Genomic DNA, 20,756 nt, shown 5'->3' on the forward strand with positions numbered 1-20,756 from the left:
TGCCATCGGCGCCGCCAGGGGCGACCGGCGCGGCATGGCGGACGGTCTGGACCCGAGGGGATCTAGACTTGGCCGGCGAGGAACGGATTGGTCCGCCGTTCCTCGCCGAGCCTGCCGCCAGGCCCGTGCCCGCAGATGAAGCCGAAATCGTCGCCCAGCGGCATCAGCTTGTCGCGGATCGAGGCCAAAAGCGTCTGATGGTCGCCGCCGGGCAGGTCCGTGCGGCCGATCGAGCCGGCAAACAGGACGTCGCCCACATGGGCGAACTGCGCCGCCCGGTTGACGAACACCACATGGCCCGGCGCATGGCCCGGGCAATGCAGCACCTCGAACGTGTGGCCGTCCAGATCGAGCGTGTCGCCCTCGGCGAGCCAGCGGTCCGGCGTGACGTTGCGCACGGCCGTGTCCAGGCCGAACATCGCCGCCTGCTGTTCCAGCGCGCCCAGCAGCGGTTCGTCGTCGCGGTGCGGGCCGACGATGTCGACGCCGAGCCGGTCCTTCAGGTCCATCGCGCCGCCCGCATGGTCGATATGGCCGTGCGTCAGCCAGATCGCTTCGATCGTCAGCCCGTGCCCGTCGGCGGCCTCGATGATGCGGTCGATGTCACCGCCCGGATCGACGACGACGGCTGCCTTGCTGTCGCCGTCGAACAGGAGCGTGCAGTTCTGCTGAAATCCCGTTACCGGGACGATGATCGCCTGAAGCGCGCCGGACATGATGGTCAACCTCTGTGGGAACGGACCGCGCATCCATAGGCGCCGCGCCCGCCCCATGCAATCGCCGGACGTCCATTCGGCACGAGGGCGGTCGGCGCGCCTTACTCGGCGGCGACGGCCGTCGCCGGCATCACCTCGGCCTCGTAGTCCGCCATCAGCGTCCTGGCGATCTCGCCGACGGCGAAGCTGTAGGGTCCGATCTCGGAGACCGGCGTCACCTCGGCGGCGGTGCCGGTCAGGAAGCACTGCTCGAACCCGGCCATCTCCTCGGGCATGATCACCCGCTCGTTGACGGTCAGTCCGCGCCGCTTGGCCAGATCGATCACCGTGCGCCGCGTGATGCCGTCAAGGAAGCAATCGGGCACCGGCGTGTGCAGTTCGCCGTCCTTGACGAAGAACACGTTGGCGCCGGTGGCCTCGGCGACGCGCCCGCGCCAGTCCAGCATCAGCGCATCGGCATAGCCCTTGGCTTCGGCGGCATGCTTGGAGATGGTGCAGATCATGTAAAGGCCGGCAGCCTTGGACTTGGACGGCGCGGTCGCCGGATCGGGCCGGCGGTACTCGGCCATGTCCAGGCGGATGCCCTTGAGCTTTTCGGCGGGGTCGAAATAGCTCGGCCATTCCCACACGGCGATCGCAAGATTGATCCGGTTCTTCTGTGCCGAAACGCCCATCATCTCCGAACCGCGCCAGGCGACGGGACGGACATAGGCATCGGTGAAGCCTTGCCGGACCAGCGTCTTGTTGCAGGCATCGTCGATCTCGGCGACGGTGTAGGGGATTTCGAAGCCCAGGATGCGCGCCGATTCCACCAGCCGCTCGGAATGTTCGGTCAGCTTGAAGATCCGGCCGCCATAGGCGCGCTCGCCCTCGAATACCGAGCTTGCATAGTGCAGGCCATGCGTCAGCACGTGAATCTTTGCATCCGCCCACGGCACGAACGCGCCGTTCATCCAGATGTCGCCGTCAAGCTGATCGAAGGGAACTGCTGCCATGGCCGGATCCTCGCCTTGCCGGTTCGCGGGTCGTCATCGGCGATGCGCCCGGACCGTTTATTGTGTGCGCTGCATCATCGCCCGGCGGCGGCGCAGCGATCGGCAATCTTTACAGAGATAGCCAAAATATGTCAATATGGCTGACATAATTTTGCAGGCACAGAAACCCATGTCAGACCCCGGCGCCGACACAGACACGCTGATCGAACTGCTGTTTTTCGCCTATCGCGATTTCATCGCCGATCCCGACGCGATCCTCGCCGAACTCGATTTCGGCCGCGCGCACCATCGCGTGCTGCACTTCATTGACCGCAAACCGGGGCTGACGGTCGCCGAACTGCTCGATTTTCTCGGCATCACCAAACAGAGTCTGGCCCGCGTGCTCAAGCAGCTCGTCGATGGCGGCTTCGTGCGTCAGGATGCCGGCCATGGCGACCGGCGCCGGCGCGAACTGCATCTGACGCCGAAGGGCGCCGATCTGATCGCCCGGCTGCGCGAGCCACAGTCTCGCCGCATCCACGCGGCATTGACCGAGTCCGGCCAATCGCCGGACGAGATGGCCCGTTTCCTGCGCGCGATGACCGATGCGCAGGGCCGTGCCCAGATCGAGGCGCTGACGTGACCACGGGACCGGCGGCGACGCAGCCAAGGGAGGCAGCCATGGCGCAACCGCAGCACACCGACCGACCGGTGCCCGAACCGCCGGACGATCAGGCGCCGCACATTCTCATCGTCGATGACGACACACGCATCCGCCAGCTCCTGACGCAATATCTGTCGCAGAACGGCTATCGCGTCACCGCCGCCGAGGACGCCGCCGATGCCCGCCGCAAGATGGAGGGGCTGGCCTTCGATCTGATGGTGCTCGACGTGATGATGCCCGGCGAGAACGGCGTGTCGCTGGCGCGCTCCCTGCGCGGTGCCGAAAGCGATGTGCCGATCCTGATGCTGACCGCGCGCAGCGAAACCGATCAGCGCATCGAGGGGCTGGACGCCGGCGCCGACGATTATCTGGGCAAGCCGTTCGATCCGCGCGAACTGCTGCTCCGCATCGGCAATATCGTGCGGCGCCGCATCCCCGAGGATATCGGCCTTGTCGAGCAGATCGTCTTCGGACCGTTCATCTTTCTGATCGGCAAGCGAGAGCTGAAGAAGAACGGCGAGGTGGTCAAGCTGACCGACCGCGAGCGCGACATTCTGGTGCGCTTTGCCCGCAATCCCGGCGAAACCATCGCCCGCCACGCCCTGGTCGACGACGATGCCGAGATCGGCGAACGCACGATCGACGTGCAGATCAACCGCCTCCGCCGCAAGCTGGAAGCCGACCCCGCCAATCCGCGTTATCTTCAAACGGTGCGCGGAATGGGCTACCGTCTGTCGATCGAGTGACGGTGGCGCTGCCACCGCCAGGGCGGAGATGACGGGCGGCCGGGCGCGATGACACTGGCACACAATGACGGCGCCAGGGCCGGCGCCCCGCAGCGGCGCAGCCTGCGCCGGCGTCTGGCGCGCGCCAGCCGCTACACGGCGCTCAAATGGCGCCAGTGGATTTCGCGCGCCACGCTCACCCTGCCGCGCGGCCTTTATGCGCGTTCGCTGATCATCATCATCGCGCCGATGGTGCTGCTGCAATCGGTGATCGCCTTCGTCTTCATGGAGCGGCACTGGCAGACCGTCACCCAGCGCCTTTCGACCGCCGTCACGCGCGACATCGCCGCGATCATCGATGTGATCGAAACCTACCCGCAGGACCAGACCTACGCGGAAGTGACGCGCATCGCCCGCGAGCGGCTCGCGCTGAACGTCGCCATCCTGCCGCCCGATCCGCTGCCCGCGCCGGCGCCCAAACCGTTCTTCTCGATCCTCGACCAGATCCTGTCCGAAGAAATCACCCGGCAGATCGGCCGGCCCTTCTGGATCGACACGGTCGGCAATTCCAACCTGGTGGAAATCCGCATCCGGATGGAAGACAAGGTGCTGCGCGTCTTCGCCCGGCGCAGCCAGGCCTATGCCTCCAACACCCACATCTTCCTGTTGTGGATGGTCGGCACGTCGCTCGTCCTCTTGTTCATCGCCATCCTGTTCCTGCGCAACCAGATCAGGCCTATCCAGAAGCTCGCCGAGGCAGCCGAGGGCTTCGGCAAGGGCCATGCGCTTCCCGACAGTTTCCGGCCGCGCGGCGCCATCGAGGTGCGCCAGGCGAGCCTTGCCTTCATCCGGATGCGCGAACGCATCGAAAAGCAGATCGAGCAGCGCACCGAGATGCTGGCCGGCGTCAGCCACGACCTGCGCACCATCCTGACGCGCTTCAAGCTGCAACTGGCGATGAGCGAGCCGTCGGACGACATTGCCGCGATGGAAAAGGACATCGACGACATGCAGTCGATGCTGGAGGGCTATCTCGATTTCGCCAAGGGCGATGTCGAGGAGGAGACCGGCGAACTCGACCTGCGCGAGGCGCTTGACGAGATCGCCGCCCAGGGCCGGCTGCACGATCGCGAGGTCGTCGTCAGCGTCCTGGGACGGCGCGACATCGTTGTCCGGCCCGTCGCCTTCCGGCGGCTTCTGGCCAACATCGCCTCGAACGCCTTCCGCCATGCCGAGCGGCTCGAAGTGGTGGCTCAGGTTTCTCGCGGCCGGCTGACGCTGACGATGGACGATAACGGCCCGGGCATTCCCGAGGACGAGCGCGACGACGTGTTCCGGCCCTTCTACCGGATCGACGATGCGCGCAATCTGGACAAGAGCGGCACGGGCCTGGGCCTGTCGATCGCCCGGGACGTCGCCCGCAAGCATGGCGGCGACATCGTGCTCGACGATTCGCCGCTTGGCGGTTTGCGCGTGACGGTGCGCCTGCCGGTCTAAGGGATTGGCATCGTCCACCTCCCCTTGAGGGGAGGTCGGCGAATGGCGAGCAAAGCGAGGCAGAGCCGGGCGGGGGTAATCGCCAGCCCATACATCTGACTGTCACCCCCACCCGCTCGCCCGACGCAAAGCTTGGTCTGGCGTGCCTCCCCTCAAGGCGGAGGCTGGCAGGCGCCTACATCAGCCGCTGGCCGTTCTTGACGGGCTTGTCGATGGCGGCCAGCACGACCGCGCCGTCTTCGTCCTCAAAGCCCAGGGTCAGCACCTCCGAGCGCATTGGCCCGATCTGGCGCGGCGGAAAGTTGACCACTGCCATCACCTGCCGGCCGACCAGTTCCTCGGGCGTGTAATGCACGGTGATCTGCGCCGAGGATTTCTTGATGCCGATCTCCGGTCCGAAATCGATCTTCATCCTGATCGCCGGCTTGCGCGCCTCTGGGAAGGGCTCGGCCTCGACGATCGTGCCGGTGCGGATATCAACCTTCAGAAAGTCGTCGAACGCGATAAAGTCGTCGCTCATCGGTCACGCCTCGCCGACGGTCTCGAACATGGCATGATCGAGCGCGACGCGCGCATTGACGCCCGACCAGACGACCGACTGGAACGCCTGGAAGTAGCTCTCGCACGTCTCGATCGCGCTCGAGAGCATCACCTCCACCTGCGCTTCGGTGGGCTCGGCCCCGCCAGCCAGGATCAGCGAATGACGGAACATCACCGCCCCTTCCTGCTCCCAGAAGTCGAAATGGCCGATCAGCAATTGCTCGTTGATCAGCGACAGGAGCCGGGTCAGCTCGACCATCCGGTTCTTCTGTACCGTCACGTCGAACGCGCAGGCGAAATGCAGCGATTCAAAGTCTGGCATCCAGGCATAGGAGATGTGGTAATTGGTCCAGTTGCCGGCCACCGCGACCGCGATCTCGTCATCGCCGGTGCGCTCGAAATTCCAGTCGCGCGCATAGGCGACATGCTCGATCACATCGACCGGGTGGGCGATCCTGTCATCGTCCAGTTCAAGAAGGCTCATCAACGCATCCAAGGCTAGGCCGGAACAGTCCGGCGTGCAGGGTGCTTGGGCACCGCTGCGAATCACTCAATAATTTCAGTGTATTGATGAGAGGGCGCGGGGAAAGCCCCGGCGGGGCGTCATCGATCAAACAGATGTGGACGGCCGGTTTTGCCCACAGATTCGACCGTAGCGTAAGCGACTCTCGCCAAAGGGCTTTTTGAAGGCGCGGACTCGGTTCGTTCCTGTGGAAAAAAACCGTTGTACAACGGTCATCAAAGCCGCGCAGGCGGCCCGATTACGTGTCTTCGAGCTTGGCGACCCGCGCTTCCAGCGCATCGACGCGCTCTGCGAGCGCTTCGGCCCGGGCGCTGGCGGAAAGCGCGGCTTCCTTCATCGCCTCGAACTCCTCGCGCTGGACAAGATCCATCGAGGCAAGAAACTTTTCCGCCTGCGCCTGGAACATCGTCTCGGCCTCGCGCCGCATGCCCTGCGCCGCGCCGGCGGCATCGGTCATCAGCTTGGCGAAATCGTCAAATATCCGGTTGGGGCCTGTTGTCATGTCGCTATCTCCACTATGGCACCTTACCTATGAGACCGCGCCGTCACAGACAAGGCGCCAACCGAATCAGGACCTGCGAAAGCCGCGCGCATGGACGTTTTCACCCCCGCCCTTCTCACACAGACCGCTCTCGCCTTTCCCGACATCGACCCGGTGCTGATCCAGATCGGCCCGGTGGCGATCCGATGGTATTCGCTGGGGTACATTGTCGGCATCGTCATCGGCTGGGTGCTGGCCCGCCGCATGGTTCACAACGAGCGCCTCTGGGGCGGCCCTGCGCCGATCCAGCCGGTCGACATCGATGATTTCCTCCTCTGGGCGACGATCGGCATCATCGCCGGCGGACGGATCGGCTATGTGCTGTTTTACGATCTGGGCACCTTCCTCGCCGAACCGCTGCGCATCTTCACGGTGTGGCAGGGCGGCATGTCCTTCCACGGCGGGCTGATCGGCACGACGCTGGCCATGCTCTTTTTCGCCCGCTCGCGCGGCATCGATCCCTGGCGCCTGTTCGATGTCATCGCCGCCGTCGCTCCCATCGGCATCGGTCTCGTGCGCATCGCCAATTTCATCAACGCCGAACTCTATGGCCGCCCGTCGGACGTCGGCTGGGCGATGGTCTTCCCGACCGATCCCGAGCGCCTGCCGCGCCATCCCAGCCAGCTCTACGAGGCGTTTCTGGAAGGGCTGGTCCTGTTCATCCTGCTTTGGGTCGCCGTCCACATCTGGCTCAAGCTGAGAAACCCGCGCTTCGTCACCGGCCTGTTCGTCGGCGGCTATGGGGCGGCGCGCACCTTCGTCGAGTTCTTCCGCGAGCCGGACCCGCAACTGGGCTTCCTGCTCAGCACCGAATGGCTGACCATGGGCATGGTGCTGTCGATCCCCATGGCGCTTTTGGGTCTGGCGCTTGTGCTGTCGGCCCGGCCGGCCAAACCGGTCCCCGCCGCCACCGACGAAACAAAATGACCACGCCGCTCGCCGCGATCCTTGCCGCGCGCATCGCCGCGGCGGGGCCGATGACCGTCGCCGGCTATATGGCCGAATGCCTGCTGCACCCCGAGCACGGCTATTACGCCTCGCGGGAACCGTTCGGAGCGAAGGGTGATTTCGTCACCGCGCCGGAGATCAGCCAGCTCTTCGGCGAGATCGTCGGCGCGGTCCTCGTCAATGCGTGGCGACAGGCCGGGCGTCCCGCGCCCTTCCTTCTCGCCGAAGCCGGCCCCGGACGCGGCACGCTGATGGCCGACATAGTCCGCACCGGGCGGATCGATCCCGCCTTTTCGGCCGCCGCGCGCATCGTTCTGGTGGAAGCGAGCGCCCGCCTGCGCGACGTGCAGCGCAAAACGCTCGGTACCGATGCGCGCCGCGCCACGTGGGTGGACCGGTTGGACGATCTGCCGGACCTTCCGCTCTTTCTGGCCGCCAACGAATTTTTCGACGCGCTGCCGTTCCGGCAATTCGTCAAGACGACCAATGGCTGGCGCGAACGCATGGTCGGGCTCTGCAACGACAGCGCCCTCACCTTCACCGCCGGCGCCTCCGTGCTTCCGGACGGCGAACGCCCGCCCGGTCATGCCGATGCGCCGGACGGGTCCGTCTTCGAGATCGCGCCGGCGCGCGAGGCCGCCGCAGCCACGATCGGCGCACATCTCGCCGCGCATGGCGGGCTGGCCGTGCTGATCGATTACGGCCATCTTCAGACCGGCATTGGCGACACGTTCCAGGCGATGCGCGGTCATGACTTTGCCGACCCGCTCGCCGAACCGGGCCTTGCCGACCTGACCAGCCATGTCGACTTCGAGGCGCTCGCTCGTGCCGCCGCTTCCGAAGGCGCGCGTGCCCTGCCGGCGATGACGCAAGGCGCGTTCCTGCTCGGCGGCGGCATCGTCGAACGGGCCGGCGCGCTGGGTGCCGGAAAGGATGCGTCCGCACAGGATGCGATCCGCGCCGACGTTACCCGCCTATGCGGCGATGGCGACGGCCAGATGGGGGCCCTCTTCAAGGTTTTGGGCCTGACCGGACCCGGCCTTGAAGGTCCCGTCCCGCCCTTTCAAGCCGGTTGACAGCGCTGTGCCCATCCCACACCGTCGCCCCGCGATGAACAGGTCATGCACGCATGAATGAGCACGGACCGCCGCCGCTTCAACCGGTGATTTCGAACGCGTTCGGCGCTGGCCGCGCCATCCGGCACGGCTTCTTCACGCGGGCGGGCGGGGTTTCCGAAGGTCTTTATGCCGGTCTCAACGCGGGGCTGGGCTCGGCGGACGATCAGGACCATGTGCGCGAAAACCGCCGCCGCATCGCCGGCTGGTTCGGCGTCGGAGAAATCGCCCTCAGCGGCTGCCATCAGGTCCATTCCGCCGATGTCGTCACCATCGACGCGCCGATCCCGATCGATGCCCGCCCCAAGGCCGATGCGCTGGTCACCGCAACGCCCGGCATTCCGATCGGCGTTTTGACCGCCGATTGCGCGCCGGTCCTGTTCGCCGACCCGGACGCGCCGGTCGTCGGCGCCGCCCATGCCGGCTGGAAGGGCGCGCTGACCGGCGTTCTTGAAAATACCGTCGATGCGATGGTCGCCCTGGGCGCCGAAAGGGGCAACATAGCCGCCATCGTCGGCCCGTCGATCAGCCAGCCCAACTATGAGGTCGGGCCGGAGTTCGCCGAGCGCTTCATGACCGCCCATCCGGACAATGCCGGCTGGTTCCGGCCAAGCGGCCGACCGGGCCATCATCTGTTCGACCTTGCCGGCTATTGCGTTGCCCGGCTTCAGGGGGCCGGCGTCACCGCCTCGGCCACCGGCGAATGCACCTATGCCGACGAGGCACGCTTTTTCTCCTACCGCCGCACCACCCATCGCGGCGAATCCGATTATGGCCGGCAGATGTCGGCCATCATGATCGTCTGACGCCCACCACCGAGGAGAGTGCCGATGGCCCTGCATTTCGACGATGACGAGTTCGCCGCGCGAAAAGGGCGTCTTCTGGCTGCCATGGCCGAGGACAAGCTCGACGCGATGCTGCTCTTCGCCCAGGAGAGCATGTACTGGCTGACCGGCTACGACACGTTCGGTTTTTGCTTCTTCCAGTGCATGATCGTCGAAAAGAACGGCGATGTGGCGCTTCTGACCCGCTCGGCCGACCTGCGGCAGGCGCGCCACACCTCCAATGTGGAGACGATCGTCGTCTGGGAGGATCGCAGCCATGCCAACCCGGCCAAGGATCTCAAGGAGCTTCTCGCCGACCGCGATCTGGTCGGCGCCCGTATCGGCGTCGAATATGACAGCGCCGGGCTGAACGCCCATTACGGCCGGCTGCTGGACGACCAGTTGGCAAGCTTTGCCGACATGCGCGACGCCTCGCGCCTGGTGTCCCGTCTTCGCGCGGTCAAGAGCGCCGCCGAGATCGCCTGCGTACGCAAGGCCGCCGAACTGGCCGACGACGCTTTCGACGCGGCGATGAAGAAGGTGCGCGCGGGCGCCGACGAGGCGGCGATCCTGGCCGCGTTGCAGGGGCATATCCTTGCCAAGGGCGGCGACTATCCGGGCAACGAGTTCATCATCGGCTCCGGCCGCGACGCGCTGTTGTGCCGCTACAAGTCCGGCCGGCGCACGCTCGACGAAAACGACCAACTGACCCTGGAGTGGGCCGGCGCCTGGCGCCGCTACCATGCCGCGCTGATGCGCACGGTGATCATCGGCAAGCCCACCGACCGCCATGTCGAGATGCACGCCGCCGCGTCCGCTGCGCTCGAGGCCGTCGAGGGCGCGATGCGCCCAGGCAGCACGTTCGGCGACGTGTTCGACGCCCATGCCCATGCGCTCGAGGATGCCGGCATGACCCGCCACCGGCTGAACGCCTGCGGCTATTCGCTGGGCGCCCACTTCACGCCGTGCTGGATGGACCGGCCGATGTTCTATGCGGGGAACCCTGAAACGGTGGCCGAAAACATGACGCTTTTCGCGCACATGATCATCATGGATTCCGACAGCGGCACCGCCATGACGCTGGGCCGCACCTATCTGACCACCGAAGGGGCGCCCGAGCCGCTGTCGCGGCTGGGCCTTGATTTGACCGTCGCATGAGGTAAAGGCTCTGTAACAAAGGGTGAAAGGTCCATGCAGACACAGCGCACCGTTGCGACCGGTCGAAATGCGCCAGCCCGCCTGGCCGCTTTGGCGACCCTTCTTGTACTGACACTTGCCGCAGCCGCCTGCACGACGCCCGACGATGGCTCCAACACCGTCGAAAACGCGCTCAGTGTCGAGAGCACGCCCGGCGCCGCGGTCGCCGTCGATCCGAACGCGGCCACGACCACCGGTGAAGCGCTGATCTCCGGCTCCGAGACTGCCGCCGCGCCGCAGGCCTTTGCGGCCAACGCCGCGCGCGTGCACTTTGCGCCGATCGTCGGCGCGCCGGTGGACCGCGTCGCCGCCCTGTCGCGCCGCCTGTCGGCATCGGGCGCCCGGAACAACATCAGCATCCTGCCGTCGGCGTCCTCGGGCGTCGATCACGAAATTCGCGGCTACTTCTCCGCCCTGTCCGAAAACGGGCAGACGACGGTGATCCATGTCTGGGACGTGTTCACCCCGTCGGGCCAGCGCGTCCACCGCATCCAGGGCCAGGAACGGGTGCCAGGCACCAATGCCGATCCGTGGCAGGCCGTGCCCGCATCGGCGATGGAGCGCATCGCCGACACGATGCTGTCGGACTACAATGCCTGGCGCGGACGGGCCGCCTGAACGGCGTTTGCGTTGCCGGTTTCGGCGCCTGCGGCAATTGCGCCGTGTGAAACATTGATGACAGCTTGCAATAGCCCCCGTGACCGCTAAAAGGCGGGCCAACCGATACGGCGAACGCGGGGCGGCCCATGAAACTCTTTGCTGGCAATTCCAACCGGCAATTGGCCGATTCGGTCGCCAAATATCTCGGCATGAGCGTCGGGCGCGCCAATGTGCGCCGTTTCGCCGATGACGAGATCTTCGTCGAGCTGCAGGAGAATGTGCGCGGCGAGGATGTCTTCATCCTGCAGTCGACCTCGCGTCCGGCCAACGATCACCTGATGGAAATGCTGATCATGATCGACGCGTTCCGGCGATCGTCGGCGCGGCGGGTCACGGCGGTGCTGCCCTATTTCGGCTATGCCCGGCAGGACCGGCGGGCACAGGGACGCACCCCGATCTCGGCCAAGCTGGTTGCCAACCTGATCACCGAGGCCGGCGCCAACCGCGTTCTGACGCTCGACCTGCACGCCGGCCAGATCCAGGGCTTCTTCGATATTCCGACCGACAATCTCTACGCCGTGCCGGTGATGGCGCGCGACATTCGCATGCACCACAAGGACATGTCGTCGGTCATGGTGGTCTCGCCCGATGTCGGCGGCGTGGTGCGGGCGCGCGCGCTCGCCAAGCGGCTCGACGATTCGCTTCTCGCCATCGTCGACAAGCGGCGCGAGCGGCCCGGCGAATCCGAGGTGATGAACGTGATCGGCGACGTGACCGGCAAGGACTGTTTCCTGATCGACGACATCGTCGATTCCGGCGGCACGCTGTGCAACGCCGCCGACGCCATTCTTTCCAAGGGCGCCAAGAGCGTGACCGCCTATATCACCCATGGCGTCCTGTCGGGCGGAGCCGTCGCGCGGATCGAGGCGTCGGCGCTGACCGAACTGGTCACCACCGATTCCATCCAGCCGACCCCCGAGGTCAACGCGGCCAAGAAGATCCGTGTCATGTCGATCACCGACCTTATCGGCGAAGCCATCGCCCGCACCGCGCACGAGCAATCGGTGTCCAGCCTGTTCGACTGATCAGACCATCATCGTCGCCAAGACGCCGGCCACCGCCGCCGCGCCGAGGACGGCAAACAGGCCAAGCTTGAAGCGGATCAGCGCGACCGCCGCCGCGATCCCGATCGCCGCGGCCACCCGGTCGAAGCCGGCCCAGTCGATGTCCGGCACGAAGAACGGTCCCGTGCGGACATTTTCGAACGCGCCGAACAGCACATTGAGGCCGAACCAGACCGCCAGATTGGCGATGACGCCGACGACGGCCGCCGTGATCGCCGCGAGCGACGCGGCCAGCCAGCGCACATTGCGCAGCGCCTCGACATAGGGCGCGCCGGCGAAGATCCACAAGAAGCAGGGCACGAAGGTGAAGAAGGCGGCGACCAGCCCGCCCAGCAATCCGCCGACAAGCGGCTCCATGCCTCCGAGCGACGCGCCGCCGACAAAGCCGACAAAGACCAGCACCAGAACCAGCGGTCCGAGCGTGGTTTCGGCAAGGCCCAGTCCCGCCAGCATCTCGCCGGGCGTCAGCCAGCCATGGAGGTCGACCGCCTGCTGGCCGACATAGGCGAGCACCGCATAAGCCCCGCCAAAGGTGACGATGGCGGTCTGCGAGAAGAACAGCGCCGCATCGGCAAACACGTCGCCCCGCCCGAGAAGCACCAGCAGCGCGGCGAGCGGCACCAGCCATATCGCCAGCCACAGCACGGTGGTGCGGGCCACTGCGCCATGGTCCTGTCCGCGCACGGTGATGCTTGATGCGTGCGCTTCATCGCTGCCCTTTGCGGCGGGCAGAAGATGCGGCGCGGCCATGTGCAGCACAGCGCCGGTCAGCGCGGCCAGCGCGATGATCAGCGGGAACGGCAGCCGCAGCAGCGCGATGCCGACGAACGCCGCAATCGCGATGACGATCATCGCCGCCGAGCCGAGCGCCCGCCCCGACACCTTGATCAGTGCCTGGACGACGACGGCGAGAACCGCTGCCTTCAGCCCGTACAAAAGCCCGGCCACCACCGGGACGTCGCCGGCGACGACGAACACTGCCGACAGCCCCAGCATCATCACAAGTCCCGGCGCGATGAACAACAGACCCGCGATCAGACCGCCGCGAACGCCATGCATCAGCCAGCCCGCATAGGTGGCAAGCTGCATCGCCTCGGGCCCGGGCAGCAGCATGCAGAAATTGAGCGCGTGCAGGAACTGCTTTTCGGTCAGCCAGCCCTTTTCCTCGACAAGGATGCGATGCATCACCGCGATCTGCGCCGCCGGCCCGCCGAACGACAACAGTCCGATCCGGGCAAAGGCGCGGGCCGCCTCGGCCGGCGGCACGTCGAGCGGGGCATGGGGGTTGGAGATGTCTGTCATTGCGGGTCCGGCGCGCGTGCTGTGCCCGGCTCATGTGACAAACAGATGTCAGCCGTCAATCACCAGTCGATCGGCTTGCCGTCGCGGAAAAAGCCCCCCGTCGGCCCGTCATCGGGCAGCGTCGCCGCCCAGACGATGCCGCGCGCGCCGTCGGGCACCGGGCGCCCGCCGCCGCCCATGTCGGTCGCCGTCCACCCCGGACAGACCGCGTTGACCAGGATGCCGTCGCGCCGGAACTCGCTGGCCATCATGCGCGTCAGGCCGTTCAGGCCCAGCTTCGACAATGAATAGGCCGGCGTCGTCCCGGTCATCGACGACCAGGCCCCCGATTCCGAGGACACGTTGACGATGCGCGGCGCCTCCGAGCGCCTGAGCAGCGGCAGCGCCGCCACCGCCATCCGCCAGGCGCCGACCGTGTTGACCGCCAGCGCCTCCTCGACGATGGCGAAGTCCGGCGCCCCGACGCGCTGGTGCGTGTCGTAATGGACCGCCGCATTGTTGATCAGGACATCGAGTTGGCCGGCCGAATGCCAGATGGTATCGGCGGCCGCCTCGATCGTTTCGGGCGCGCGCATGTCCAGTTCGACGAAATCGGCGGCGATGCCGGCACCGCGCAACAAAGCCTCGGCGCGCCGGCCCGCTTCCGGATTGCGAACGCCGGCGAACACGTGAAAACCCTTCTCGCCAAGCTGGTGCGCCGCCTCCAGCCCCAGCCCGCGGTTGGCTCCCGTGATCAGCACAGTCTTCATCGCCGCCTCCTGCAACAGATCCGACATGACCGAAGCTTAACTTGCACCTCGGCGCCACTGCCGCCATGCTTTTCTTGGGATGATGCCTTTCGCAAAAGGATTTCGCCATGAAGAAATTTTGCATCACCACAATGGCCGTCATCGCTGCATCGGCAACCGCTGCAACGGCGCTTGCCCATGACAATCATGTCTCCATCGAACAGACCGGCGACCAGATCTGCATCACCTCGAACGGACTGCCGAACCATGCGACCGGCACATTCCCCAATCGCGGCAACCCGCATTCCATCTCCGAACAGCGGCTGCGCTATTGCGTCAGCGCCAATCCGGTCAAGGGCAGCCGCAAGACCGACATTACCCGCGGGCCGGTCGGCATCGGGCTCAACGGCATCCTGTTCCGGCCCGAAACGGCGGACTATTACGATCCGTCCTCGCCGCGCGGCTTCTCGCGCGACCGGTCTTCGGGCTGGAACCTCGAGGGCATGGGCGCCGCGGAGTTGCTCGGCATGGACCAGCACAACGCCCATGTCGACAATCGCGGAATCTATCACTATCACGGCAAGCCCGAAGGCCTGGTCGCCTCGGTCTCCGGCACCCATATCGGCTATGCCGCCGACGGCCACGAGATCCACTATGTCGGCTCCGCCGCGCAATCCGGCTGGACGCTGAAGTCGGGCACCCGGCAGGGCGGCCCGGGCGGGCGCCACGACGGCACCTATGTGGAAGACTGGGAATATGCCGGCGCCGGCAATCTCGATGAGTGCAATGGCGGCACGCTGGATGGCCGGTATGTCTATTTCGCCACCGACACCTTCCCGTTCTACCCGCGCTGCTTCTGGGGCGATGTGAGCAGCGACTTCCGGTAGCGATGACGCCGACCGGTAACGGCGAACCTGACCCGCTAGAGCCGGCCCGCCAAACGACGCATCAGGTCCATCCGCTCGTGAAACAGTGCGATGATGATGGCCTCATCATCGCCTCTCAAGAAGAAGATGACATGGTGCTGGCATCGATGGGAATGAACCCCTCAGCGCCAGGCACAACCCGGCCCGGCGCAGTCCCGGCAGAAATCCTGGCACTGCAATCAAACAATGCCTCGACATACCGGTCGGCTTGGTCTTCGCCCCAGGTTTCTTCCGTGTACAACCAGATGTCCGCCAAATCTTCACGTGCGCCGGGCGTGAAGAGATAGCCTGCCATGTCAGGCTCTACGGCGCGCCTTGGCCCGGCTTTTGACATCGGAAAGCGTCACGCCGACGGCCTCTCCGGCATCCGCTTCCGCGATTCGGGGCGCAAGAAGCTGCTTGAGCGCGCCGAGTGCCTCCTCGTCCGTCATTGTCTCGGCATCCGGCATATCCACAAGCGCGCGCGAAAGGACATAGTCCTTGATTGACTGCCCCTTCAGGGCCGCCATGGCCTTCAGTTGCTGATGCTGGCGTTGATCGAGTTCGATCGACAATCGCGGCATTATGCTCTCCAACGTTGGCGGCACACTAGCTGCAAACGCCAACGGCGACAACAATTGTTGTCAATGGGGTGGGCCAACCACTGCTCATTGCACCGGAAGCGGCCGATACAAGTCGCTCGTCACGCCGAAATAGGAATCCCAGGCGAACCAGTAGGCCATGTGCCCGGCCACACGGTCGAGCCGCGTACCGTCGGGGCCGACAAGCGCGGTCTCGGTGATCCGCCAGGGTTCGCCGTCGCGCGTTAGCGTATCGGTCGACGCGCCCTGTTCAAATTCCCGGTCGCCGCGCTCATAGGCCCGCACGGTGCCGACATCGGCATCGCCGATCAGTACCAGCGCCCGGTCGCCGATCGCGTCGTTGATCACCGGCTCGGCGGCGAAGGCGGCGATCGGCCAGGCCTTCTGGATGCCGACATCGCGCACGCCGAACACCCGGTCCTTGCGCGCAACCACGCTCTCGTCGCGCACATTGACGGGAAACATGAGGTCGGGGCTGGCGAAATAGTCCGCATAGGCCGCGCCCTCGCCATAGTCGCGCAGATGGCCCGTGTTCGGCGACAGGACCGTCGTGTCCGGATGTCTGGCGAGCCATTCGCCCCATGTGGTCAGCACGATCGGCCGCACCTTCAGCCGCAGCCCCGAGAAGGCGACTGGCCCGGTGACCGGCTCGCCGGAAAACTGGTTCCACAGGCTGTCGGTCTGCCGGTCGTACATCAGCTTGTTGGACCGGTAGAGAAGGCCCGACGTGCCGAAGGTGAAGGGCTCGTCGAACCCGTCGACATCGGTCTCGTACAATATGCCTGCGCCGCACAGCGTGCAGAAGGCCAGCGAGACCGGCACACCGCCGATGATCGCATTGGCCATTTCGTGCCAGGCGAGGATGCGCAGAGGATAGGCCCGCGTGTCACCATTGATCGACACGCCGAAAACCAGATTGCCGTCGGCCATGAAGGTGGCGTTCTCCGGCAGCCACATGATCGGATCGTCCAGCGTCGGAATGTCGCCCATCATCACGCCGCCCCAGACGATCTCGTCGAGCCGGATGCGCATCTTGTCCGGCATCGACCGCTCACCGCCGAGAAAGCGCATGAAACGGGCGTCGCGGCGCATGAAGACGCGCAGCCGGATCTCGCGCGCCACCGGATGGGCCCTGACCTGCGGATTGCGCTCCTGCCAGAGCATCGCATCGCGCCAATTGTTGATCGGCTCGCCGGCCAGCTGCGTGAGCGCGATCCGCACCTCGTCGTCGATCACCACATGGCGCATGCCGACGATCAGCGCCGCGATTGCGTCCTTTGCGTCGCGTTCGACCAGAGCTTCGAGCGCGGCATGCCGTTCCGCCTTCCAGCCGAAGACGGCCGTGCGGATCAGTTCGGCATGGGCGGCATCGTCCTCCGACACGGGTTCATGGAAGACTGGCGCATCCATCGGGTCGTCCGCATGGGCGGGCAGCAGCGTCAGGCCAAGAACGACAATCAGCGAAACGGAAACGAGGGTGATGAAACGCGGCATGGTCGGCTCCGGAACGGAACGCCAGACTAGCCGCGCCCCGGCGGTCCCGGTAGCGCCGGTCACCGGCTTGTGTTCAGACGTGAAGGGCACCGGCCGCCGGCGCTTGCGCGCGCGGGCCTTTTCCGTTATGGCACCGCCACCCGCGCGGACACCCTTGGAGGCAGCGCGGCGGGCCGCGCAGCGGCCGGAGCGATGCTCCACCTCTCCTATGCCCTCGAAAGGACAATGCCATGAGCGACAGCTACGTGCTCACGGCCGAGGCGCGCGACCGGGTCGGTAAGGGGTCCGCCCGGGCCATTCGGCGCCAAGGCAAAATTCCAGCCGTGATCTACGGCGACAGCAAGCCCCCCATGACGGTAACCCTGCCGCGCAAGGACGTCTTCATGCATATGCAGGCCGGCGGTTTCATGACCACGGTCGGCGAAATCGATGTCGACGGCACCAGGCACAAGGTGCTCGCCAAGGACTACCAGCTCGATCCGGTCAAGGATGTCGTGCTGCATGTCGACTTCCTGCGCATCTCGGCCAAGACGACCGTGACGGTCAACATTCCGGTGCACTTCGAGAACGAGGACATCTGCCCGGGCATCAAGCAGGGCGGCGTTCTGAACATCGTGCGCCACGATGTCGAGGTGAACTGCCCGGCCGACTCCATCCCCGAGGCGTTCACGCTGGATCTGGCCACCGCCGAGGTGGGCGACGCGCTGAAGATTTCGTCGATCACGCTGCCCAAGGGCGTCGAGCCGACCATCACCGACCGTGACTTCACGATCGCGACGATCGCGGCCCCCGGCGGCGGCGTTCAGGATGATGATGAGGCCGAGGCCGAAGTGGCGCCCGACGAGGTGGAAGCCACCGAGCAGAAGGCCGAAGGCGAAGAGGACAAGGGCGAGGAGTAAGCCCTGGTCCGGACATGCGGAGCGGCCGGCATGCAGATCATCGCAGGTCTTGGCAATCCCGGCCCCCGCTACGCAGAGAACCGGCACAATATCGGCTTCATGGCGGCGGACGCGATCGTTCGCCGCCATTCTTCGTTCGGCCCCTGGCAGAACAAGTGGAACGCCGAGATCGCCGAAGGCCGCATCGGCACCGAAAAAGTGCTGGTCATCAAGCCGCAGACCTTCATGAACCTCTCCGGCCAGGCGGTCGGCGAGGCGATGCGCTTCTACAAGCTCGGCCCGGAGGACCTCACCGTCCTTTACGATGAACTCGACCTGGCGCCCGGCAAGGTGCGCATCAAGCGCGGCGGCGGCTCGGGCGGCCACAATGGCATCAAGTCGCTCGATGCCCATTGCGGCAAGGATTATCGGCGCGTGCGCCTGGGCATCGGCCATCCGGGCGACAAGGCCCGGGTGCAGGCCCATGTATTGGGCGATTTCGCCAAGGCCGACCAGCAATGGCTGGAGCCGCTGCTCGACGCGCTCGCCGACAATGTCGACCTGCTCGTCGCCGGCAACGAATCGGGCTTCATGAACAGGCTGGCGCTGGCCGTCGGCGACAAGGCGAAAGGCGCGGTCGGCGCCCCCGCCCCAAAGGCGCCCTCCGCCAAGGATCAGTCGGGCAAATCACCGCCCAAGCCCGCACCCAAACCCCAGAGCCACATCCGCCAGGCGCGGCAATCAACGCCGGACGCCAAGCCGACCGGGCCGATGGCGGAGATGCTCAAGAAGCTGTTGGGGAAGTAGGCGCGGCGGATGGCAGCTCTGCGGACAAACCTGCTATTTGATAGAGGTCCGCTTTCAGTCCAAGACCTAAAGTTCGACCAACCGCTCTTCGACCGGTGACGACTGAACGATAGACGAGTTTGTCGCGCCGAAAGGCACGATCCGGTCGATCACGGCCTCCATCTCGGCGACATCGCGGACATGCGCCCGCGCAACGAAGCAATCCTCGCCGGACACACGATCACAAGCGACAATCTGCGGCGTCTTCTGGATCGCCTCGATCATGTTCTTCATCTCGCCGGGTAGCGGGCGCGCGCGTATCAGGATCGTCAAGCCGTAGCCAAGGCGAGCCGGGTCAATGCGCGCGCCGTAGCCTGTGATGATGCCCACATCCTCAAGACGCCGCACGCGGTCCGCCACGCTTGGGGCGGACAAACCAACGCGGCGGGACAATTCGGCACGGGGAATGCGGGCATCCGCGCAAAGCTCGCGCAGAATCGCGGCGTCGATGCTGTCGAGACCGGCCTCTTCGGATCGAAGGTTTTCAGATGCCTTTTCCTTCTTTCTTGATTGCAATTCGGTTGGCGACATAGCCAATCTCCATATCATAATCTGTTTCTACCTTGCATTATAGATGCATGACAGATCAAGCCCCCGCAAACCCCGCCCCCGCAAACGCCCCCGGAGCCATGTCGCGCATGTCCGAGGCCGTTCCCCCTCACGCATGGTTCGGCGTCTCGGCCGTTTTCCACTATCTTGGCCCGGCTTTCGCGGTTCTGCTCTTTCCGGTCGTTGGTGTGCTTGGCGTTGCCTGGTTCCGCATCGCGTCAGCCGCACTGGTTTTCGCACCGATCACGAAGCCCTGGCGCACGTTCAAGGAATCGTCTCCCCGCGAGCGCCTGCTTCTACTCGCGCTTGGGGGCTGTCTTGCCGTGATGAACAGTTCCTTCTACTTGGCGCTCGACCGGCTGCCGATCTCGCTGGTCGCCGCCATCGAGTTCGTCGGCACCATCGGGATTGCCCTGTGGGGCCTCCGCACCGGGCGCAACTATCTGGCCTTCGCCTTCGCCATCATCGGTGTGGCCCTCCTTATCGACGTGCCGTCGCTCTTGGCTGCCGATGGACCTGCCCTAACGTCTGACCTTCTGGGGCTGTTCTGGGCGGTGCTGAACGGGTCCCTGTTCGTCCTCTACATCATCCTTGGCCACAAGATTTCCGAAGGTGGTGCCTCGGGCGGTGTGGAGCGTCTCGGCGCTGCCATGACAGCGGCATTCATCTTCGTGATGCCCATCGGCTTCCTGCAAGCTCTCGACGCCTTCGGTGCGCCACTTCTGGTTCTGGCGGGGATTGCCGTAGGCATCTGTTCTTCAGTCATCCCCTATGTCTGCGATCAACTCGCGATGGCCCGTCTGCCTCGCGCCAGCTTCGCGTTCCTGCTCGCTCTTCTTCCTGCGACCGCCACAATCATCGGCGTCATCGTCCTTCGTCAGATTCCGAGCGCCGTGGATGTCCTGGGCGTGGTCCTCGTCATGATCGGGGTGGCCGTCCACAAGCCCGCACCGTTGCCGGTCCCGGCGGCGAACGGTGACTGAAACCGGTCGTTCGCCGCACCCTGACGAATGTGCAAGATAGGCTCAAAGCCGCCATTCAGCGAAAAACTTATCCAACGGCCCCCACCCTCACCCATACTCCCTCCACCGCGCCCTTCGGAACGTCGGATGGCCACCACCTTCGGCGGGCGCGGCGGTGGACCGGTTGGGTGAGGAGTCGTCGACCCTTGGTCGGCCGGAAGCCAACGATTTGGCTTTCGGAACGACGAACGCCCGAAGCGCAAGCGGAGGGCCGGGGTCACACATGGTAGCCTCACCTGGGCGATGAGCCCCCAAGCCGGTGCGGAATGAAGATGTGCGGTGTCCGTCCGCGCCTGTCACCGGCCGGACCCGGCCGGCGGTCAGGACCGGACGGGGCCAAAGGATGGTTTGATCGCGTCGCGGGTCTGCGGCGGATGGAACCGGTCCAAAGGTCACGGCAGGGCGCGAGCCTCGCGCCGGCGCCGCACATGACGATCACCGC

General features: G+C 65.6%; 24 protein-coding genes. 13 read left to right on the forward strand and 11 right to left on the reverse strand.

The annotated features are described in order from the left end of the window. Nucleotides 1-62 precede the first annotated feature (62 nt). A complete protein-coding gene (locus ACOQOU_RS05115; RefSeq protein ID WP_306026593.1) occupies nucleotides 63-716 on the reverse strand; it encodes an MBL fold metallo-hydrolase in 654 nt (217 codons plus the stop codon). Between the two features lie 101 nt (nucleotides 717-817). After that, nucleotides 818-1,711 carry a branched-chain amino acid aminotransferase gene (locus tag ACOQOU_RS05120; protein ID WP_306026592.1) on the reverse strand — a complete coding sequence of 298 codons (894 nt, stop codon included), beginning with the start codon at nucleotides 1,709-1,711 and terminating at the stop codon, nucleotides 818-820. A gap of 169 nt (nucleotides 1,712-1,880) precedes the next feature. Between ACOQOU_RS05120 and ACOQOU_RS05125 the strand changes: the two genes are divergently transcribed. The 3 genes from ACOQOU_RS05125 to ACOQOU_RS05135 are packed head-to-tail and all read left to right on the forward strand — an operon-like array spanning nucleotide 1,881 to nucleotide 4,576. Beyond that, on the forward strand, nucleotides 1,881-2,333 hold the full coding sequence (locus tag ACOQOU_RS05125; RefSeq protein ID WP_245412949.1) for a MarR family winged helix-turn-helix transcriptional regulator: 453 nt from the start codon (nucleotides 1,881-1,883) through the stop codon (nucleotides 2,331-2,333). A 38-nt stretch (nucleotides 2,334-2,371) separates the two neighbouring features. Next, nucleotides 2,372-3,100, forward strand: coding sequence for a response regulator (locus ACOQOU_RS05130; protein ID WP_306026591.1), 729 nt, complete (start codon nucleotides 2,372-2,374; stop codon nucleotides 3,098-3,100). Between the two features lie 48 nt (nucleotides 3,101-3,148). Beyond that, nucleotides 3,149-4,576, forward strand: coding sequence for an ATP-binding protein (locus ACOQOU_RS05135; protein WP_109768226.1), 1,428 nt, complete (start codon nucleotides 3,149-3,151; stop codon nucleotides 4,574-4,576). Between the two features lie 175 nt (nucleotides 4,577-4,751). Here ACOQOU_RS05135 and ACOQOU_RS05140 read toward each other — a convergent pair whose 3' ends face one another. The 3 genes from ACOQOU_RS05140 to ACOQOU_RS05150 all read right to left on the reverse strand — a co-directional run bounded on the left by ACOQOU_RS05140 (nucleotide 4,752) and on the right by ACOQOU_RS05150 (nucleotide 6,141). Continuing rightward, nucleotides 4,752-5,096 carry a tRNA-binding protein gene (locus tag ACOQOU_RS05140; RefSeq protein ID WP_109768227.1) on the reverse strand — a complete coding sequence of 115 codons (345 nt, stop codon included), beginning with the start codon at nucleotides 5,094-5,096 and terminating at the stop codon, nucleotides 4,752-4,754. A gap of 3 nt (nucleotides 5,097-5,099) precedes the next feature. Then, a complete protein-coding gene (locus tag ACOQOU_RS05145; RefSeq protein WP_109768228.1) occupies nucleotides 5,100-5,600 on the reverse strand; it encodes a YbjN domain-containing protein in 501 nt (166 codons plus the stop codon). 277 nt (nucleotides 5,601-5,877) lie between these two features. Further along, entirely contained in the window at nucleotides 5,878-6,141 is a 264-nt protein-coding gene (locus ACOQOU_RS05150; protein ID WP_109768229.1) for an accessory factor UbiK family protein, read from the reverse strand. A 90-nt stretch (nucleotides 6,142-6,231) separates the two neighbouring features. Here ACOQOU_RS05150 and lgt point away from each other — a divergent pair, with 90 nt between their 5' ends. The 6 genes from lgt (at nucleotide 6,232) to ACOQOU_RS05180 (ending at nucleotide 11,949) form a co-directional block, all read left to right on the forward strand. After that, nucleotides 6,232-7,107, forward strand: coding sequence for a prolipoprotein diacylglyceryl transferase (gene lgt, locus ACOQOU_RS05155; protein WP_306026590.1), 876 nt, complete (start codon nucleotides 6,232-6,234; stop codon nucleotides 7,105-7,107). Further along, nucleotides 7,104-8,204 (forward strand): class I SAM-dependent methyltransferase, encoded by a 1,101-nt coding sequence (locus ACOQOU_RS05160; protein WP_306026589.1) that lies wholly within the window; start codon nucleotides 7,104-7,106, stop codon nucleotides 8,202-8,204. The genes lgt and ACOQOU_RS05160 overlap by 4 nt, the downstream gene beginning before the upstream one ends. 53 nt (nucleotides 8,205-8,257) lie before the next feature. Then, nucleotides 8,258-9,049, forward strand: a complete 792-nt coding sequence (gene pgeF, locus ACOQOU_RS05165) for a peptidoglycan editing factor PgeF (protein ID WP_306026588.1) — start codon at nucleotides 8,258-8,260, stop codon at nucleotides 9,047-9,049. 24 nt (nucleotides 9,050-9,073) lie between these two features. Further along, nucleotides 9,074-10,225, forward strand: a complete 1,152-nt coding sequence (locus ACOQOU_RS05170) for a M24 family metallopeptidase (protein ID WP_306026587.1) — start codon at nucleotides 9,074-9,076, stop codon at nucleotides 10,223-10,225. 33 nt (nucleotides 10,226-10,258) lie between these two features. Continuing rightward, nucleotides 10,259-10,882: a hypothetical protein gene (locus ACOQOU_RS05175; protein ID WP_109768234.1), complete on the forward strand. Its 624-nt coding sequence runs from the start codon at nucleotides 10,259-10,261 to the stop codon at nucleotides 10,880-10,882. Nucleotides 10,883-11,010: 128 nt separating this feature from the next. Continuing rightward, nucleotides 11,011-11,949: a ribose-phosphate pyrophosphokinase gene (locus ACOQOU_RS05180; protein WP_109768235.1), complete on the forward strand. Its 939-nt coding sequence runs from the start codon at nucleotides 11,011-11,013 to the stop codon at nucleotides 11,947-11,949. Here the strand turns inward: ACOQOU_RS05180 and chrA are convergent, their stop codons facing one another. Together chrA and ACOQOU_RS05190 are read right to left on the reverse strand one after the other, a co-directional pair. Next, nucleotides 11,950-13,290, reverse strand: coding sequence for a chromate efflux transporter (gene chrA, locus ACOQOU_RS05185; protein ID WP_306026586.1), 1,341 nt, complete (start codon nucleotides 13,288-13,290; stop codon nucleotides 11,950-11,952). Nucleotides 13,291-13,349: 59 nt separating this feature from the next. Beyond that, entirely contained in the window at nucleotides 13,350-14,039 is a 690-nt protein-coding gene (locus ACOQOU_RS05190) for an SDR family NAD(P)-dependent oxidoreductase (RefSeq protein WP_306026585.1), read from the reverse strand. A 107-nt stretch (nucleotides 14,040-14,146) separates the two neighbouring features. Between ACOQOU_RS05190 and ACOQOU_RS05195 the strand changes: the two genes are divergently transcribed. Then, on the forward strand, nucleotides 14,147-14,905 hold the full coding sequence (locus tag ACOQOU_RS05195) for a YHYH protein (RefSeq protein WP_306026584.1): 759 nt from the start codon (nucleotides 14,147-14,149) through the stop codon (nucleotides 14,903-14,905). Nucleotides 14,906-15,020: 115 nt separating this feature from the next. On the opposite strand, the gene ACOQOU_RS05200 is transcribed toward ACOQOU_RS05195, so the two are convergent. The 3 genes from ACOQOU_RS05200 to ACOQOU_RS05210 form a co-directional block, all read right to left on the reverse strand. Next, on the reverse strand, nucleotides 15,021-15,239 hold the full coding sequence (locus tag ACOQOU_RS05200; RefSeq protein WP_306026583.1) for a type II toxin-antitoxin system RelE/ParE family toxin: 219 nt from the start codon (nucleotides 15,237-15,239) through the stop codon (nucleotides 15,021-15,023). A gap of 1 nt (nucleotide 15,240) precedes the next feature. After that, nucleotides 15,241-15,498, reverse strand: a complete 258-nt coding sequence (locus tag ACOQOU_RS05205; RefSeq protein WP_196780398.1) for a hypothetical protein — start codon at nucleotides 15,496-15,498, stop codon at nucleotides 15,241-15,243. A gap of 93 nt (nucleotides 15,499-15,591) precedes the next feature. Continuing rightward, on the reverse strand, nucleotides 15,592-17,019 hold the full coding sequence (locus ACOQOU_RS05210) for a DUF3179 domain-containing protein (protein ID WP_306026582.1): 1,428 nt from the start codon (nucleotides 17,017-17,019) through the stop codon (nucleotides 15,592-15,594). A gap of 230 nt (nucleotides 17,020-17,249) precedes the next feature. Between ACOQOU_RS05210 and ACOQOU_RS05215 the strand changes: the two genes are divergently transcribed. Then, entirely contained in the window at nucleotides 17,250-17,918 is a 669-nt protein-coding gene (locus ACOQOU_RS05215) for a 50S ribosomal protein L25/general stress protein Ctc (protein ID WP_109768242.1), read from the forward strand. Nucleotides 17,919-17,948: 30 nt separating this feature from the next. Continuing rightward, nucleotides 17,949-18,704: an aminoacyl-tRNA hydrolase gene (gene pth / locus ACOQOU_RS05220; protein ID WP_306026581.1), complete on the forward strand. Its 756-nt coding sequence runs from the start codon at nucleotides 17,949-17,951 to the stop codon at nucleotides 18,702-18,704. 66 nt (nucleotides 18,705-18,770) lie between these two features. Here the strand turns inward: pth and ACOQOU_RS05225 are convergent, their stop codons facing one another. Next, nucleotides 18,771-19,274, reverse strand: a complete 504-nt coding sequence (locus tag ACOQOU_RS05225; protein ID WP_306026580.1) for an Lrp/AsnC family transcriptional regulator — start codon at nucleotides 19,272-19,274, stop codon at nucleotides 18,771-18,773. A gap of 107 nt (nucleotides 19,275-19,381) precedes the next feature. Here ACOQOU_RS05225 and ACOQOU_RS05230 point away from each other — a divergent pair, with 107 nt between their 5' ends. Continuing rightward, nucleotides 19,382-20,275 (forward strand): EamA family transporter, encoded by an 894-nt coding sequence (locus ACOQOU_RS05230; protein ID WP_375565784.1) that lies wholly within the window; start codon nucleotides 19,382-19,384, stop codon nucleotides 20,273-20,275. Nucleotides 20,276-20,756: the final 481 nt, after the last annotated feature.

Origin of the sequence: Oceaniradius stylonematis (assembly GCF_965223445.1) — a bacterium.
Taxonomy (GTDB): Bacteria; Pseudomonadota; Alphaproteobacteria; order Rhizobiales; family Rhizobiaceae; genus Roseitalea; species Roseitalea stylonematis.